The 16,003-nt window shown below is 66.5% G+C and carries 18 protein-coding genes and 1 tRNA gene; 9 read left to right on the forward strand and 10 right to left on the reverse strand.

What is annotated here, in order from left to right; genetic code table 11:
* Positions 1-238: 238 nt before the first annotated feature.
* Positions 239-1,675 carry an AMP nucleosidase gene (locus HHL27_RS03865; RefSeq protein ID WP_169492011.1) on the reverse strand — a complete coding sequence of 479 codons (1,437 nt, stop codon included), beginning with the start codon at positions 1,673-1,675 and terminating at the stop codon, positions 239-241.
* Positions 1,676-1,804: 129 nt separating this feature from the next.
* On the opposite strand from HHL27_RS03865, the gene HHL27_RS03870 reads away from it, so the two are divergent.
* Positions 1,805-2,800 carry an amidohydrolase family protein gene (locus HHL27_RS03870; RefSeq protein WP_169492012.1) on the forward strand — a complete coding sequence of 332 codons (996 nt, stop codon included), beginning with the start codon at positions 1,805-1,807 and terminating at the stop codon, positions 2,798-2,800.
* Between the two features lie 375 nt (positions 2,801-3,175).
* The gene (locus tag HHL27_RS03875; RefSeq protein WP_169492013.1) at positions 3,176-5,137 is read left to right on the forward strand and encodes a S9 family peptidase; all 1,962 of its coding nucleotides are present in this window, start codon (positions 3,176-3,178) and stop codon (positions 5,135-5,137) included.
* 116 nt (positions 5,138-5,253) lie between these two features.
* On the opposite strand, the gene rplI is transcribed toward HHL27_RS03875, so the two are convergent.
* The 5 genes from rplI to HHL27_RS03900 form a co-directional block, all read right to left on the reverse strand.
* Entirely contained in the window at positions 5,254-5,850 is a 597-nt protein-coding gene (gene rplI, locus HHL27_RS03880) for a 50S ribosomal protein L9 (protein WP_169492014.1), read from the reverse strand.
* A 12-nt stretch (positions 5,851-5,862) separates the two neighbouring features.
* Positions 5,863-6,087 (reverse strand): 30S ribosomal protein S18, encoded by a 225-nt coding sequence (gene rpsR / locus HHL27_RS03885; RefSeq protein WP_169492015.1) that lies wholly within the window; start codon positions 6,085-6,087, stop codon positions 5,863-5,865.
* Between the two features lie 3 nt (positions 6,088-6,090).
* Positions 6,091-6,453 carry a 30S ribosomal protein S6 gene (gene rpsF / locus HHL27_RS03890; RefSeq protein WP_169492016.1) on the reverse strand — a complete coding sequence of 121 codons (363 nt, stop codon included), beginning with the start codon at positions 6,451-6,453 and terminating at the stop codon, positions 6,091-6,093.
* A 194-nt stretch (positions 6,454-6,647) separates the two neighbouring features.
* Complete coding sequence (locus HHL27_RS03895) at positions 6,648-7,850, reverse strand: acyltransferase family protein (protein ID WP_169492017.1); 1,203 nt, start codon at positions 7,848-7,850, stop codon at positions 6,648-6,650.
* A gap of 82 nt (positions 7,851-7,932) precedes the next feature.
* Complete coding sequence (locus HHL27_RS03900) at positions 7,933-8,304, reverse strand: hypothetical protein (RefSeq protein WP_169492018.1); 372 nt, start codon at positions 8,302-8,304, stop codon at positions 7,933-7,935.
* Between the two features lie 163 nt (positions 8,305-8,467).
* On the opposite strand from HHL27_RS03900, the gene HHL27_RS03905 reads away from it, so the two are divergent.
* Positions 8,468-8,911, forward strand: a complete 444-nt coding sequence (locus HHL27_RS03905; protein WP_169492019.1) for a hydrogenase — start codon at positions 8,468-8,470, stop codon at positions 8,909-8,911.
* 4 nt (positions 8,912-8,915) lie between these two features.
* Here HHL27_RS03905 and HHL27_RS03910 read toward each other — a convergent pair whose 3' ends face one another.
* Together HHL27_RS03910 and aroA are read right to left on the reverse strand one after the other, a co-directional pair.
* Positions 8,916-9,545, reverse strand: a complete 630-nt coding sequence (locus tag HHL27_RS03910) for a (d)CMP kinase (protein WP_169492020.1) — start codon at positions 9,543-9,545, stop codon at positions 8,916-8,918.
* Positions 9,542-10,870, reverse strand: coding sequence for a 3-phosphoshikimate 1-carboxyvinyltransferase (gene aroA, locus HHL27_RS03915; RefSeq protein ID WP_169492123.1), 1,329 nt, complete (start codon positions 10,868-10,870; stop codon positions 9,542-9,544). Before aroA ends, HHL27_RS03910 begins: the two co-directional genes overlap by 4 nt.
* Positions 10,871-11,133: 263 nt before the next feature.
* Here aroA and HHL27_RS03920 point away from each other — a divergent pair, with 263 nt between their 5' ends.
* The 3 genes from HHL27_RS03920 to HHL27_RS03930 all read left to right on the forward strand — a co-directional run bounded on the left by HHL27_RS03920 (position 11,134) and on the right by HHL27_RS03930 (position 12,503).
* Complete coding sequence (locus HHL27_RS03920) at positions 11,134-11,451, forward strand: FYDLN acid domain-containing protein (RefSeq protein WP_169492021.1); 318 nt, start codon at positions 11,134-11,136, stop codon at positions 11,449-11,451.
* Positions 11,452-11,617: 166 nt separating this feature from the next.
* Positions 11,618-11,693, forward strand: a tRNA-Ala gene (locus tag HHL27_RS03925).
* 54 nt (positions 11,694-11,747) lie between these two features.
* Positions 11,748-12,503 (forward strand): enoyl-CoA hydratase/isomerase family protein, encoded by a 756-nt coding sequence (locus HHL27_RS03930; RefSeq protein WP_169492022.1) that lies wholly within the window; start codon positions 11,748-11,750, stop codon positions 12,501-12,503.
* A gap of 1 nt (position 12,504) precedes the next feature.
* Here HHL27_RS03930 and HHL27_RS03935 read toward each other — a convergent pair whose 3' ends face one another.
* Complete coding sequence (locus HHL27_RS03935; RefSeq protein ID WP_169492023.1) at positions 12,505-13,443, reverse strand: isopenicillin N synthase family dioxygenase; 939 nt, start codon at positions 13,441-13,443, stop codon at positions 12,505-12,507.
* A gap of 64 nt (positions 13,444-13,507) precedes the next feature.
* Between HHL27_RS03935 and HHL27_RS03940 the strand changes: the two genes are divergently transcribed.
* The 3 genes from HHL27_RS03940 (at position 13,508) to HHL27_RS03950 (ending at position 14,619) form a co-directional block, all read left to right on the forward strand.
* The gene (locus HHL27_RS03940; protein WP_169492024.1) at positions 13,508-13,954 is read left to right on the forward strand and encodes an EVE domain-containing protein; all 447 of its coding nucleotides are present in this window, start codon (positions 13,508-13,510) and stop codon (positions 13,952-13,954) included.
* Between the two features lie 67 nt (positions 13,955-14,021).
* A complete protein-coding gene (locus HHL27_RS03945; protein ID WP_169492025.1) occupies positions 14,022-14,204 on the forward strand; it encodes a CsbD family protein in 183 nt (60 codons plus the stop codon).
* A gap of 178 nt (positions 14,205-14,382) precedes the next feature.
* On the forward strand, positions 14,383-14,619 hold the full coding sequence (locus HHL27_RS03950) for a hypothetical protein (RefSeq protein WP_169492026.1): 237 nt from the start codon (positions 14,383-14,385) through the stop codon (positions 14,617-14,619).
* A gap of 34 nt (positions 14,620-14,653) precedes the next feature.
* On the opposite strand, the gene HHL27_RS03955 is transcribed toward HHL27_RS03950, so the two are convergent.
* A complete protein-coding gene (locus tag HHL27_RS03955) occupies positions 14,654-15,982 on the reverse strand; it encodes an MFS transporter (protein WP_169492027.1) in 1,329 nt (442 codons plus the stop codon).
* Between the last annotated feature and the right edge of the window lie 21 nt (positions 15,983-16,003).

Genomic DNA, 16,003 nt, shown 5'->3' on the forward strand with positions numbered 1-16,003 from the left:
GGCTGTCCTACACCGGTTGCGATGGGCATGGTGCGGCCATGCCGAAACGCGACTTGACCATGTTTGTTTTACACGCTGCTGCGAAGCGGCGCGTTTTTCACGGGTATTGCCGTAAAAACAAAGGCTTGAGGTCGGAACCCCAAGCCTTCGCTTTTTCTCTCAGAAGTCTGTCAACTTCGTCAACTTGGGCCCTTGAACCTCACTGGAAAGGCGGTTCGTTACCGCCGCCGCAGCCGCGTCAGCGGAACGGCGGTTCGTTAAACGCCCGCAGCTTCCGGCTGTGCAGCCGCGATCCCTGCGCCTTCAGCAGCGCGCAGGTGGTCGTGCCGATGGCGAGGTGCCCGGCGATGGCCTCTTCGTAGAAGCGGTTGGCTTGGCCCGGCAGCTTGATCTCGCCGTGGATCGGCTTGTCGGACACGCACAGCAGCGTGCCGTAGGGCACGCGGAAGCGATAGCCCTGCGCCGCGATCGTCGCGCTCTCCATGTCGATGCCCACGGCGCGTGACAGGCTCAGCCGCTTGGCGGTCTGCGAAATGCGCAGTTCCCAGTTGCGGTCGTCGGTGGTCACGATCGTGCCGGTGCGCATCCGGGTCTTGAGGTCCGCGCCGCCGCTGCCGCTGACCATCTCGGCCGCCTGCGCCAGCGCCACCTGGACTTCGGCGATGGCCGGGATCGGGATTTCCGGCGGCAGCACGGGGTCGAGCACGTGGTCGTCGCGCAAGTAGGCATGGGCCAGCACATAATCGCCGATCTTCTGCGTGGGGCGCAGGCCGCCGCAGTGCCCGATCATCAGCCAGGCTTCGGGCCGCAGCACGGCCAGGTGGTCGCAGATCGTCTTGGCGTTCGATGGCCCCACGCCGATGTTGACCAGCGTGATGCCCGACCGGTCCGGCGCGATCAGGTGGTAGGCGGGCATCTGGTGGCGCCGCCACGCCGTGTCCGAAAGCCGCGCCCGGGCATCGTCGGTATGGCCATCGAGGTACAGCCCGCCCGCGCCCGATAGTGCGACGTAGCCTTCGCTGCCCAGCTGCCGCCCGGCCCAGTCGACGAATTCGTCGACGTAGCGGTGGTAATTGGTGAACAGCACGTACTTCTGGAAATCCTCGGGCCGGGTGCCGGTATAGTGGGCGAGGCGGGCGAGGCTGAAATCGGTGCGCAGGCCGTCGAACAGCGACAGCGGCAGCGGCCCGTCGCCGATTGCGTAGTCGCCGTCGGCAATCTCGTCGCCGATGTGGGCCAGTTCGGTCGCCGGGAAGTGCCGCGCCAGTTCCTGCGGGCTCACCCGCCCGATCTGCGCGGCATAGGCGCCGTCGAGCACGTAGGGGAAGGGGATCTCCTGCCGCGAGGCCGCGACGGTCACCGACACGTCGTAGCCGCCGCAGATCAGCTCCAGCTGTTCGCCCAGATAGTCGGCGAACAGTTCGGGCCGCGTCACCGTGCAGGCATACGTGCCCCGCTGGGTCAGCCGGCCGAACGATCGCCCGGTGGAAACGTTGTCGGGCTCGCTCGCCAGGCGGATGCGCAGTTCGGGGTAGCAGTAGCTGCCGTCGTGCCGGCGGGTCGGTGGTGGCAGCGTGCCGTCCTCGGCAAAGCGGGCGATATCCTCGCGCAGCCGGGCCACGGCCTCGTCATAGATGCGGGAAAGGGCGGAAAGGATCGAAGCAACCTGGTTCATCGGCGAGAGTCTAGCGGGCGCGGGTTACGCTGGAAAGAAGGGCGGCCACCCTTTCGCCGACAACGCCTCTTGTGCGACGGCTGCGGCTTGATGATAACGCTGTCAAAGTGATGAGGGAGAGGTGAGGCAATGCGGATCATTCAAACGTCGGTCGCGATCGTCGCGCTCGCCTGGGCGGGCAGCGCGGCGGCGCAGAACACCACGGCGACCGTTCCCCCGGTGATCGACGTGCACATGCACGCCATGGAGGATGTGCCCATCGCCGTCCCGTTCTGCCCCAACCAGACGCGGTTCGAGGCATCGGACCCCAAGGACGGCCCCGAAGCGCCGTTCGGCTGGTCGAAGGAGGAGTGCAGCCCCAAGCTCTACCCCGCGCCCAAGGGGCAGTACCGGTCGATGGTGCTGGCCGAGATGGAGCGGCTGAACGTGCGGGGCGTTGTGTTCGGCGATGTCGCCGACGTGCAGAAGTGGCAGGCGGCGGCGCCGGGGCGCATCATCCCGGGGACGGCGTTCGACAAGGTGGAGGGCAGCGATCCCGCCAGGCAGCTCAAGATGCTGGAGGTGGCCTTCACCCAGCAAGGCTTCAAGGTGATGGGCGAAATCGGCCTGCAGTACGAAGGCATCTCGCCATCGGACATGCGGGTGGACCAGTACTTCGCGCTTGCCGAAAAGCTCGACATTCCGGTTGCCATCCACATGGGCACGGGCGGATCGGGCCGCGCCAATGTGGCCATGCCCGGCTATCGCGGATCGATGGGCAACCCGTTGCTGCTGGAGGATCTGCTCGCCCGCCATCCCAAATTGCGGGTGCAGGTGATGCACGCCGGTTATCCGATGATCGACAACATGCTGACGCTGCTTCAGGCGAACAGCCATGTCTATGTGGACATCGCCGGTCTGATCTGGAGCTATCCGCGCAAGGAGGTGAACCGGTACATCGAGCGGCTGGTCGATGCGGGCTTCGGCGATCGGGTGATGTACGGCACCGACCAGCTCGTCTGGCCGGGGCTGATGGCCTATTCCATCGGGATCATCCAGAACGCCGACTATCTGAGCCCCGAACAGAAGCGCGACATCCTGTACAACAACGCCGCCCGCTTCCTGCGGCTCGACAAGGGCAAATAGACCGACCCCGCGCGTCGCTATCTTTGTCCGCAGGGCGCATTGTCGCCACTCGACCTTGCGGCTGTCTTGCGCCACCATCGCGCAATGACTTTCGAACGGGGGGCTTATACCAAGATGCGCAGACTGCGACCCATGAGGATGCCCAGCCCCGTCTGCTGGCGAGGAGGGACCGCAGCGGCGATGTGGTTCATCGTCGCAAGGTCCCGACGAAGTCCGGCGGGCGGGGCTGGACACCCTGCGGGCGACGTTCTGGCGGCCCCCGGACAGCGTCGCGCCCTCGGGATGATGCCCCGCATCACCCCTTCGGAACGCTCCTCGCCGAGAACCGCCAGAACGCCGTCCTCATGGGTCGCAGTCTGCGCATCTTGGTATAAAATGAAGCATCTGCGGCATGTCGCACTGGCGTGCATCTCAACGGCTGCGGTCATCGCGGCGGTTCCGGCAAGCGCGGAGGTGCCCACGCCGCCGCGCCCGCTGACGCCGCCGCAGTCGATCACCTCGCCCGAGAACGCGGCGGCAAGGCCCATACCGCTCGAGGACCTGATTTCGACGCGGGGCATGCTGTCCGCGGCATGGAGCGCCGATGGCCGGCAGCTGTTCTTCGCCACCAACCTGACCGGCCGCTACAATATCTGGCGCGTCGATGCGGCCGGCGGCTGGCCGGTGCAGCTGACCCAGTCCGATGAAGCGCAGCGCGGCCTTGCCGTTTCGCCCGACGGCAGCACGCTGTATTTCCAGCAGGATCACGGCGGGGACGAACAATACGACATCCTGGCCGTGCCCACCGCTGGTGGCGCGGTGCGCAACCTGACGGCCACGCCCGAAGTGCGCGAAAGCGGTGCGCTGATCGCACCCGATGGCAAGACGATTGCGATATCGACCAAGCTTCGCAGCCAGGGCCAGACCAATCTGGCGCTGCTCGACCCGGATAGCGGCAAGGTTCGTGCGCTGACGGCAGAGGCTGATCCGCAGTGGGACTGGAGCCCGGTGGCATGGACGGACCAGGGCCGCACGCTGATCGCCAATCGCAGCTTCACCGATAGCAGCGCAGGGGAAGTCTGGGCGGTCGACATCGCCAGCGGCAAGGCAAGACGGCTGCTAGGCGCGCCCAAGACGCGCATCGAGGCAAGCGGCGCCAGCGGCGATGGCACTGTCCTGAGCGTGACGAGCAACGCAGGGACCGGCCAGGATCACGCCGGGATCTATTCGATCAAGGACAAGCGCTGGCGCTGGCTGGCGCCCACGCCGTGGAGCCAGGAAGCGGGTGCGATGGCGCCGGACGGCAAATCGTTCGTGGTCACCACCAACACCGATGGGCGGACCGAGATCGCGCTGGCGGACGTGGCCACGCTGGCGGTGCGTCCGGTGCCGCTGCAGCCGGGCGTCAATGCGCCGGCTGGCGCGGTGCCGTTCTCACCCGATTCCAAGCGTCTGCTGGTCCTGCGCTCTGGCGCCAACGCACCGGGCCAGCCGACGGTGATCGATCTTGCCAGCGGCGGGGTGGCGGCCACGTTCCCGCTGGCGGTTGCAAGCCTCGATCCCGCCACGTTGCCCGGTTCGGCGATCGTGACGTATCCGAGCTTTGACGGCACCCGGATCAGCGCGATCCTGACCATCCCGTTCAACGCGCGCCGCGATGGCCACAATCCGGCGATCGTCATGCCGCATGGCGGGCCGACCGGGCAGGCGCTGGACAGCTTTTCCGGTGTCGTCGCCGCCTTTGCCAGCCGCGGCTATTTCGTGATCCAGCCCAACCCGCGCGGCTCCACGGGGTATGGTCAGGCGTTCCAGTCCGCCAATTACCAGGACCTGGGCGGCGGCGACCTGAAGGACGTGCTGGCGGCGAAGGACTTCCTCGTTTCCAGCGGTTACGTCGATCCCGCGCGGGTGGGCATCACGGGCGGATCGTACGGCGGGTTCATGACGCTGATGGCGATCGGCCGCGCGCCGGACGCGTTCGCCGCCGCCGTGCAGATGTTCGGCATCATCGACTGGCGCACGATGTGGGAGCACGAGGATGCCGGACTTCAGGCATACCAGAAGTCGCTGCTGGGCGATCCGGCGACCTATCCCAAGGTGTACGACGCCACCTCGCCGCTGACCTGGCTAAAGGCCGCAAAGGCCCCGCTGCTGTCGCTTCAGGGCGACAACGACATCCGCGTGCCGCGCGGGCAGGCGCAGCAGGTGACCGACGCCCTGAAAGCGCGGGGCGCAACGGCTGAAGTGGTGTTCTATCCGGGCGAAGGCCACGGCTTCTACAAGCGCGAGAACCAGCTGGATTCGCTGCGGCGCCGGATCGAATGGTTCGACCGCTATCTGAAGCCCAAGGCTCAGTAGACGCCGCCAGGAAGAGGGCGCGCTGTCCTGCGACAGTGCCCCCGACAGCGACCACAAAGCAAAAGGGGCGCTGTCGCGAGACAGCGCCCCTTGAATGCTTGGTCAGCGCGAAGCGATCAGGCTTCGGCTTCCTCGCCGCCTTCGAGCAGCTCGGTCGGGATTTCGCCCGGTTCGGCATTCGGATCGTAGGCTTCGGTGAAGCCGCCGGTGTCGGTGTCGAACATCGCCGCCATGACGTCGACGCCCTGCGACTGCAGTTCGGCTTCGTCGGGCGAGCGGGCCACGTTCACCTTGACGGTGACGGTCACTTCCGGGTGGAGCGCAACCTTGACGGTCGAGACGCCGATGGTCTTGATCGGGCGTTCCAGCACGATCATCGACTTGGTCACCTTGGCGCCCTGTTCGACCAGCGCGTCGACGATGTCGCGCACCGAAACCGAACCATAGAGCTGGCCGGCGTTCGACGAAGCGCGGATGAGGACGACTTCCTTGCCTTCAACGTTGCCGGCTTCCTTGCTGGCTTCGTCGCGGCGGGCTTCGTTCTCGGCCTCGATGCGGGCGCGGTTGGCTTCGAAGACCTTGCGGTTGGCTTCGTTGGCGCGCAGCGCCTTCTTGTTGGGCAGCAGGAAGTTGCGGGCGTAGCCGTCCTTCACGGTGACTTCGTCACCGATGGTGCCCAGCTTCTCGATGCGCTCGAGCAGGATGATCTGCATGTCTGGCGCTCCTTACTTCACGATGTAGGGCAGGAGGCCGATGTGCCGGGCGCGCTTGATCGCTTGGCCCAGCTCACGCTGCTTCTTCGCCGAAACGGCGGTGATGCGCGACGGCACGATCTTGCCACGCTCGGACATGAAGCCCTGAAGCAGGCGCACGTCCTTGTAGTCGATCTTGGGCGCGTTCTTGCCCGAGAACGGGCAGCTCTTGCGGCGACGGAAAAACGGACGAGCCATGTCTTATTCCCCTTCGCGTTCGCGGCGGCGGGTGCGCTCGCGGTCGTTCTTGCGCATCATCACCGACGGGCCGGCTTCATGTTCGTCGACGCGGACGGTCATGTAGCGGATCACGTCTTCGTTGATCTGGGTCTGACGCTCCAGCTCGGCGATGGTGTCGCCCGGCGCGTCGATGTTCAGCATCACGAAGTGTGCCTTGCGGTTCTTCTGAATCTTGTAGGCCAGCGAACGGAGGCCCCAGGTTTCGGTCTTGGTGACCTTGCCGTTGTTGCTCTCGACGATCTCGGTGGCGGTGGCGGCAAGCGCATCGACCTGAGCCTGGCTCAGATCCTGGCGCGCCAGAAACACATGCTCGTAAAGCGGCATGCTTTCGCGTCCTTTATCATTCTAACCGATCGCTGGCTTGTCCGCGGGATTGCGGGGCCCCTCCGGCTTTCTTCGATTCCCCCCTGCAGGCGTGGTGCCTTTCATGGGAAGCGGTGGCCCTTAGCGGTTTTTGCCGCCAATGCAACCCCTGCCGGATACCCGGATACCAGGATGGCCGGATGCCCGGACCCGGCTCAGGCGGGCGCGGCGGCTGGTTCGCGCGGGGCGATCGGCTTGCCGCAATAGATCAGCGCAAGCAGGGCATTGCCGCGCACGGCAAGGAACGCCGCAAGCGAGAGCAGGAGGACGAGCGCCGAGCCTGCCAGCCACTGGATTTCCGGAATCAGCGGCAGGTGCGGCAGCCACGCGACCGTGGCGATCACGAAGATCATGTGGAACAGGTAGATCGCCATCGCGCCATCGACGAGGAAGCTGACGGTGCGGCTCGGCCGGTCCGCCACGCGTGCGAGCAGCCGCAGCGCGACCAGCGAGAGCACCAGCGCGGTGGGCAATTCGATCAGGTTGCCGATGAAGTTCCATTCCGCCGAAAGCCCGCGCGACAGGCCCAGCACCGGGCGCATCAGCGGGGCGAGCATGAGGTAGAGCGGAAAGAGCGCGGCGGCGAGGAGCGGCAGGCGGCTGCCCGGCAGGTCGAACAGTCGTTCGCCCACGCGCAATCGGAAGGCGAGCACGCCGATGGCAAAGGCCGGGGCGTGCATCAGGTACTGCCACAGCAGGTCGATCTCGAACGCGCGCTGGCGGGGCAGGACATCTTCGAGCGCGCCCTGGCCGAGGCTCCACAGCGCGAGCAGGACAAGGAACGAGAGCCAGCCCTTGCCGGAAAGGCACAGCGCATCGCCGATCGCCTTGCCCCAGCGGCTGCCGGCGGCGGGCAGTCGATCCACCGGAACGAGGTAGAACGTGCCGACGAAGGCGAGCAGCACGCACAGGAACCACAGGTGATCGAAGGCGAGCGGCAGGCCGTGGATGCCGCCGGGCGTTTCGCCCAGCAGTTCCTGGTGGAAGAAGTGCTGCAGCACGCCCAGCGTGAACAGGCTGCCGACAAGCGGGAAGCCGAGCCGGGTCAACCGGTCTTCCAGCCACGGGCGCTTGCCCCGCTTTTCACGCACCATCGCGGCGAAGTAGCCCGACAGCATGAAGAAGGCGAACATGCGGAAGGCGTGGATGAACGTCAGCGAAAAGACGATCGCGCCCGCCTGCTTGAAGCCGGGGACCGCCGGCGCGCGGTTGAACACCGCGATCATGCCGACGTGGAAGGGAATGCCGAGCAAAAGGAACAGCGCCCGCGCCGCATCGACGTGGTGCATCCGGCCCGATGCACCGCTTGCACGCGCGCCAGCGCGCCCTTGCTGGTCCGAAAGCTGCGATCCCGTCATTGGCTCGCTCATTGGCCCTTTTCGGCCCAAACGGCAAGCTTTCCTGCGGTGGCAGGTGCCTCCGGAACCGTTGGATGACCGCTCAGGCGGCGCGGCGCACGGGGCGGCGCGCGGCCTTGCGATGGTGGCCGATGGCAAAATCGCTCACCAGCGTTTCGAACACCGACTGGTGCAGCGGGTGATCGAATTCCAGGCCTGAGGACATCGGCTCCGACCACACGACATAGGCGGTCTTGGCATGAAGGCCGGGGATGAACAGCGTCAGCGGTTCGCCGATGCGCTGCTTGTCCAGCCCATCGATGCGGGCGCCATAGGGGGTGAGATCCTTAAGCATGACCGTTGACCTTACCACGCCGTGCTTGCACCGCACCGGAAGTTCGAAACCGATGCGTTCCACGCGGCGCAGGCTGGCGGCATCGACGTTCTGCGCTTCGTTGCTCAAATCGAGAAACATGGTCCGTCTCCACGTTCGCGTTAACTACGGACTGGAAGAACGGGATCGCACAGGACCCTTTCAGGGGGTGCGCGGCGGCTAAGGGTTCTTACGCAAGTGCCCGCTTGCCGAAAGCAACCAACCCGACCAGTCTTGCGCCGGGAAAGGGATAAGGGGGAAATCGATGGATGCAGGTTCGGACCGCATGGCACAGCGCCTGATGGTGCTGGGCGCCGTTCTCGTCATGCTGGGGCTGCTGACCGGGTTCGTCTCGGGATCGTTCGCCAATCCGCGCATGGGGCTGGTCGCCCATCTGGAAGGGCTGATGAATGGAACGCTGATCCTCGCGCTTGCCGCGGGATGGAGCCGAGTGCGCCTGCCCGTGGGGCAGGCGCGGGCTACGTTCGTGCTGCTGGCGTTCGGCTCGCTTGCCAACTGGCTGGCGACCCTGCTCGCCGGGATCTGGGGCGTGGGCGGTCAGACGATGCCGATCACCGCGGCCGGCCATAGCGGCCCCGCCTGGCAGGAAAGCTTCGTCACCACGCTGCTGATCGTGCTGTCCTTCGCGATGGTCGCCGCCTTCGCGCTGGTGATCAAGGGCGTGCTGGCCGCGCGCGAGCGGCCCTGACGGCCTAGCGCCGCGCGGCGAGCTGCTTTTCGACCAGCGCGATCGCGGCGGCGATGGCGGCTTGCGGCGGCAGGGCGGAGGTGTCGAGCAATTCGGCGCCTTCGGCCTGGCGCAGCGGGGCTTCCGCACGGTTGCGGTCGCGTTCGTCACGCGCGGCAAGGTCTGCCTCGATCGCTTCGCGCGCGACGTCTTCGCCGCGACTTTTCATTTCCAGCCAGCGGCGCTGCGCGCGGGCTGCCACGCTGGCCGTGACGAACAGCTTGGCATCGGCATGGGGGGCGATCACCGTCGCGATGTCTCGCCCGTCGAGCACGGCGCCACCGGGCTGCCCGGCAAAGGCCTGCTGGCGTTCGAGCAGCGCGGCGCGCACCGATGGGTGGACCGAGACGCGGCTGGCGAGCCCGCCGGTGACTTCCGAGCGCAGCTCAGGATCGGACAGCAGGGCTTCGGGAAAGCTTGTCGCGGCAAGGGCATCGCCGCCGTCATCCGGGTTGCCACCATCCAGGAACACCTGCCGCCCGACCGCACGGTACAGCAGGCCGGTATCGAGGTGGGGCAGGCCGAAGTGCGCGGCGAGCGCCTTGGCGATCGTGCCCTTGCCCGATGCGGTGGGACCATCGACCGCGATGATCATGCAGCGGTACCGGTCGCGGTGGCGAGCAGGCTTTCGAACACCGGGAAGCTGGTGGCGATGGGTCGCGTGTCGTCGACTTCGACGCCGCCGTGGCTGGCAAGCCCTGCCACCGCCATGCTCATCGCAATGCGGTGGTCGAGGTGGGTGGCGACGGAGGCGTTATTGGCGCCGCGCAACGGTTCGCCGCCCGTGCCGTCGATGATCAGGCCGTCCTCGGTCTCGGTTACTCGCGCGCCCGCTTGTTCGAGCGCCGCGCGCATCACCGCGATGCGGTCGCTTTCCTTGACGCGAAGTTCTTCCAGGCCCCGGGTCACGGTGCGGCCCTGCGCGAGCGCGGCGGCCACGAACAGGATCGGAAATTCATCGACCATGCTCGGCACGACCGCGGGATCGACCTCGATCCCGGTCAGGACCGAGGCGCGCACGCGCAAGTCTGCCACCGGCTCGCCGCCGACGTCGCGGCGGTTCAGCTCCTCGATCGAGCCGCCCATCAGGCGCAGCACGTCGAACAGCGCGGCGCGGGTGGGGTTGAGCCCGACGTTTTCGATCACCAGGTCGGAACCGGGCACGATCAGCGCGGCGACGGCGAAGAACGCGGCGGAAGACGGATCGCCCGGCACTTCGATCGACTGCGGCTTCAATTCGGCCTCGCCGGTCAGGCGGATGATCCGCGTGCCGTCGGCTTCGACGTCTACATCGAGGTGCGCGCCAAAGCCGCGCAGCATGCGTTCGGAATGGTCGCGGGTCGGCACCGGCTCGATCACCGTGGTGATGCCTGCGGTGTTGAGCCCGGCGAGCAGAACCGCGCTCTTCACCTGGGCAGACGCGACGGGCAGGCGATAGCTGATCGGGATCGCCGGCTGCACGCCCTGCAGCGTCAGCGGCAGGCGACCGCCCGGTGCGGCGGTGAAGCTGGCGCCGATTTGCGAAAGCGGATCGATCACCCGGCCCATCGGGCGCTTCGACAGACTGGCATCGCCGATGAACGTGGCGGTGATCGGATGGCTGGCGACAAGACCCATCAGCAGGCGGGTCGAGGTGCCCGAGTTGCCCATGTCGAGCGCAGCCTGCGGCTGAAGCAGCCCACCGACGCCGACACCGTGGACGCGCCACGTGCCGCCTGCATCGCGTTCTATCGTGGCGCCCATCGCGCGCATCGCGGCGGCGGTGGACAGCACGTCTTCGCCTTCGAGCAGGCCGGTGACGGTGGTTTCGCCCACGGCAAGCGCACCGAGCATGATCGAGCGGTGGCTGATCGACTTGTCGCCCGGCACGCGGATGCGGCCGGTCAGGGGGCCAAGGGCGGCAAAGCGGCGGGGGCGCATCTGCGCGGGATCGTGGGACGACACTTCTGAAACGTCTTTCCGGGCTGGCGCTGGGCAAACAGCGGGGCAGAGAGCGGGGACAGGGGAAAAGCGCGCGGCTTTTGACAGCGCCGCGCCGCTATGGCAAGGCGCGCGCCGCTCTTGATTCCCCGTCACACCCGATTTCGGCATCCTTGATTTCGCGGCAAGGCGGGACCATCAAGCACTGGTATCTGCGGCCCGGGCCCATTTCTGTCGCCCGGGGCAAGACTTGAGGAATTTTCATGGTCAAGCCTGAATGGGGCGCCAAGCACAGCTGTCCGAAGTGCGGCACCCGCTTCTACGACCTCGGCAAGGACGATCCGGTCACCTGCGTCGAGTGCAAGTACGCCTGGAACCCCGAGCCGGTGCTCAAGTCGAAGCAGCCGATTCCCTACGAAGAAATTCAGAAGGAGAAGGTTGTCGCCGATCCCGACGTCGATCTGGCGGATGAGGATCTCGACATCGACGAAGACGGCGATTCGCCCGACAACGACGTCGACCTCGGCGGCGACGACGATCTGGGCGTCGCCGGCCACGATGGCGAGGACGACGAAGCCTGAGCGCTTTGGCCGCGGCTTTTGCAGGGTTGCGAAGGCCGCGGCAAAAAAATCGGCTGGCACGAAAAAATGGTCTTGCCAGCCGTCCGGGCCTCCCTTAGAGGCGCGGCTCCCGGCGATACAGACGCCGCGGACGGTTCGCCTTCCCAGGGCGAAACACCGGAAATGTGGGGCCTTAGCTCAGCTGGGAGAGCGCCTGCATGGCATGCAGGAGGTCAGCGGTTCGATCCCGCTAGGCTCCACCATTTCCCGCTTTTCTCCCCGCGCTGCACCACGCACCCATCCGGGGGAGCAAATTCATGATCGATTGCAACATCGCCGGCCATGTCGCTGAAATCGTGCTCGATCGTGCGGGCACGCGCAATGCGCTGGGGCTCGACGACTGGCGCGCGATTGCCGACGCGGCGGCTGCGGCCCATGCGCAGGGCGCGCGGGTCATCGTCTTGCGCTCGGCCGTGGCGGGCAGCTTCTGCTCCGGCTCGGACTTGCGCGAGATCGGCCGCCTGGCCAACGAGCCCGAACTGCGGCCAGAGTTCCGCGCCGCGATGCGCGCGGCGATGGACCCGCTCCAGACGCTGCCGCTGGCAACGATCGCGGTGGTCGAGGGCGATTGCTTCGGCGGCGGAGTTGCGCTGGCGCTGGCCTGCGATATCCGCATCGCCGCGCCATCCGCTGTTTTCGCGATCACGCCTGCCAAGCTGGGCATTTCCTACCCGCAGGAGGATGTGAACCGCCTCGTCGCGCTCGTCGGGCGCGGGCAGGCGGCGCGCCTGCTGTTCGGCGCGGGGCGAATCGATGCGGCAGAGGCTGCGCGCATTGGCCTGGTCGAACAGGTCGAAAGCGATGCGCTCGCGGCGGCACGCGCCTTGGCCGCACAGATCGCCGCCAATGCGCCCGCCAGCATCGCCGCGCTGAAGGCGACGCTGGGCGATAGCGCCCGCGACACCGCAGGCCACGATCCGGCGCACGACGCCGCGTTCGACGCTGGCTTCGGCGGCGCCGCCTTCGCCGAGGGGCTTGCCGCCTTCCGCGAACGCCGCAAGCCCCGGTTCTGACCTACTTCTTCAGGCCGATCTCGCGCAGGCGTTCCTGCAGGTAATCGTCGGCGCTGATCGAGACGGGATAGCGGTCGGGATTGTCCGCGCTGATGCAACCGGGCAGCGTTTCGAAGCGGAAATCGCTGCGCAGGTGCAGGAAGAACGGCATCGAATAGCGGCTGTGCGCGGCGCGCTCGCCCACCGGGTTGCGCACGCGGTGCGTGGTCGAAGGCAGCGCGTGGTTGGTCAGCCGCTGCAGCATGTCGCCGATGTTGACCACCAGCGCGCCTTCGGGCGGGGCGACGTCGATCCATTCGCCCTGCTTGGTCAGCAGTTGCAGGCCCGCTTCGTGCGCGCCGAGCAGCAGCGTGATGAGGTTGATATCCTCGTGGGCGCCGGCGCGGATCGCGCCTTCCTCGGCATCGGGCACGGGCGGATAGTGCAGCAGGCGCAGCACCGAATTGCCGTCCGCGATCGGGCCATCGAACCAGTGGGCATCGAGCCCGAGCCAGACCGCGATGCGCGACAGGATCGTGGCGCCCACGCGATCGAGCGCGGCGTAGAGCTGTTCGAACGTTTCGCGAAAGCCCTCCGGCCGCTCGGGCCAGATGTTCGGCGGCATCGATGCGCCGGCGAGCGGGTGATCGGCCGGCAGATCGCGGCCCACGTGCCAGAATTCCTTCAGATCGTGGAGCTTGGCGCCCTTGGCGATCTCGGTCTTGAACGGGGTATAGCCGCGTGCGCCGCCCTGGCCGGCGATGAAATAGCTGCGCTTTTCGGCATCGGGCAGGGCGAAGAAGGTTTCGGTCAGATCCCAGGCGCGCTGGACGAGCGCGGGGTCGAGGCCGTGATCCTTGACCATGGCGAAGCCGAAGGTGTGGAAGCTTTCGCCGATATCGCGGGAAAGTTCGGCGGGATCACTGGCGAGCGAGAGGACCGGAAGGGTCTTTAGGGACATGGTTTTCCTGTTGGCGCGTCTTGGCGTAAGGGGCACGGGCTTAGCCGGATTCGACGGGGGATTCATGACCAAAATCAAGGGGCCGGACATTTCCGGCAAGCAGCTGTGGCTGATGAAGTCCGAACCCGACGTGTACAGCTGGGACGATCTCGTGGCCGAGGGCGAGGGGACCTGGGATGGCGTGCGCAACCACCTCGCTGCGCGCAACCTGCGCACGATGCAGGTGGGCGACCTTGCGTTCTTCTACCATTCGAACATCGGCAAGGAGATCGTCGGCATCGCCACGATCAGCCAGGGCGGACTGACCGATCCGACCGACCCCGAAGGCAAGTGGGCCGCGGTCAAGGTGAAGCCGGTGGTGAAGCTTGCCCATCCGGTCACGCTCAAGACGATCAAGGACACGCCGGAGCTTGCCGAAATGGAACTGCTGCGGCTGTCGCGGCTGTCGGTTTCAGCGGTGCGGCCTCCGGAATGGGCTCTTTTGATCGACATGGCCGGCGGAACCGTCTGACCGGTTCGATCGTATTCCCTGCGAACCGGCGCAGAGCAAATTCGCCGGTAACGCAAGGAGTTAGAACATGGGTGAACTGACCGATCGCGCCAAGGCTGCGGGCAACAAGATCGCCGGTGCGGCCAAGGAGGCTGCCGGTGACGTGACTGGCAACGACCGCCTGAAGGCCGAAGGCGCGGCGCAGAAGCTCAAGGGCGATGCGCAGAATGTCTCTGGCAAGGTCAAGGGCGCGCTGGGCGACGACATCTGACCTGACCGCCCATTCTGAGGCAACGATCGGGGGCCGTCCTGCAAGGGGCGGCCCCTTTTCGCGTCTGCGCCTTTCCCATCCGATCCGGCGAGAACTGCAATCTGTGCCGCGCGGGGACTGGGGAATTTTTTGTGGGGAGGCGGATACCAAATCGTAAATACGGCGTTAACCTTGCGCCATGACCCGATCCCGCGCCCTCAATCCCGAGCTTGCCGGACATCCGTTCCGCCGCACCCTGCCCGCCCACGTGCTTTCGCGCCTGCCGGTGTTCGAGCCCGAGGTGATCGCCGCGATGCGCAAGGCGGAGCTGCGGTCGCAGGATGTCGAGGGGCGCAAGCTGACGCTGCAGGATGTGAAGGACTTCCTGCTGGCCTACTGCGCGTGCTTCCTGGCGGTGATGGTGTTCATTTCCTGATCGTGCTGCCCGGTGCAGCAGCGCGCCACAGGTATCATTCGGTCAGGTGTTCGATCTCGCCCATGTGCGCGCGTTCGGCACGATAGAGCAGCCAGCCGAGCCAGGCCGAGATCAGGCACATGCCGGCGCCCAGCAGCAGCTGGTCGACCAGCGCCACCCCGGCCGCGCTCAGGCCCACGGCTATAACCGATCCCACCACCATCGCGCCTGAATTGACGATGTTGTTGGCAGCGATGGTGCGCGCGGTTTCCGACTTGTCGACCACCGTGGTCAGGAACGCATAGAGCGGCACCACGAACATGCCGCCGGCAATCGCGATGCCCAGCAGGCAGGCGAGCAGCGGCAGCGCATGCGGGTGTGCCACGAACGTCGGCACGTCCATCAGCTTGCCGCCGGCAGGTTCGATCCAGCTGCGGCAGACGAAGTGGAAGGCGACGACAAAGAGGCCCATGGCGATCACGCTCGCCGGTGAATACTTGGCCGAAACGGTGCCCTTGAGCAGCGCATTGATCGAGACCGAGCCGATCGCGATGCCGATCGAGAACACCACCAAGAACAGGCTGGCGACTTCCTTGCTGGCTCCCAGCACGTTCTTGGCGAGCGGCGGGAACTGGATGAACAGCACCGCGCCCACGGTCCAGAAGAAGCTGATCGCGGCGATGGCCAGGAACACGCGCGGATGGCGCATGGTCATCCGCACCAGTGCCACGGACGAGCGGATCACGTGGAAATCGAGCGGCTGTCCTTCGACCTGCGGCGGGGCAGGGGGCACCTGCCGCCCGGCGAACCAGCCGACGATCGCGGTGAGGACTACGCCCGCCGCGGCAATCTCCACCGGGATCCAGCCGGCCAGGATCGTCCCGGCCAGGATCGCGATATAGGTCCCCGCTTCGACCAGCCCGGTGCCCGCCAGCACTTCGTCACCGTGAAGGTGCTGGGGCAGGATCGCGTACTTGATCGGGCCGAAGAAGGTGGAATGGACGCCCATCGCCAGCAGCGCCAGCAGCATCAGCGGAATGGCGAACGTCTGCACGCCGATGCCCTGCCAGGCAAGGAACAGGCCGCTGCCGCCAACCAGCATGATGCCGATTTCGCACGCCTTCACCAAGCGGATGATCTTCGCCTTGTCGCGCATGTCGGCAAGCTGGCCGGCCAGCGCCGAAAGCAGGAAGAAGGGCAGGATGAACAGCCCCGATGCAATGGCCGAGAAGCGCGCTTCGGCCGCTTCGCTGCTGTAGATCGAATAGACGACGTACAGCACCATCGCGTTCTTGTAGAGGTTGTCGTTGAACGCGCCGAGCAACTGGGTGACGAACAGGGGAAGAAAGCGCCGCTGGCGAACGAGGTGCGTCGATGTCGTCATTCGCGTCTTGTCACCATCCCG

It is taken from the genome of Novosphingobium olei, from assembly GCF_012927405.1.
Taxonomy (GTDB): Bacteria; Pseudomonadota; Alphaproteobacteria; order Sphingomonadales; family Sphingomonadaceae; genus Novosphingobium; species Novosphingobium olei.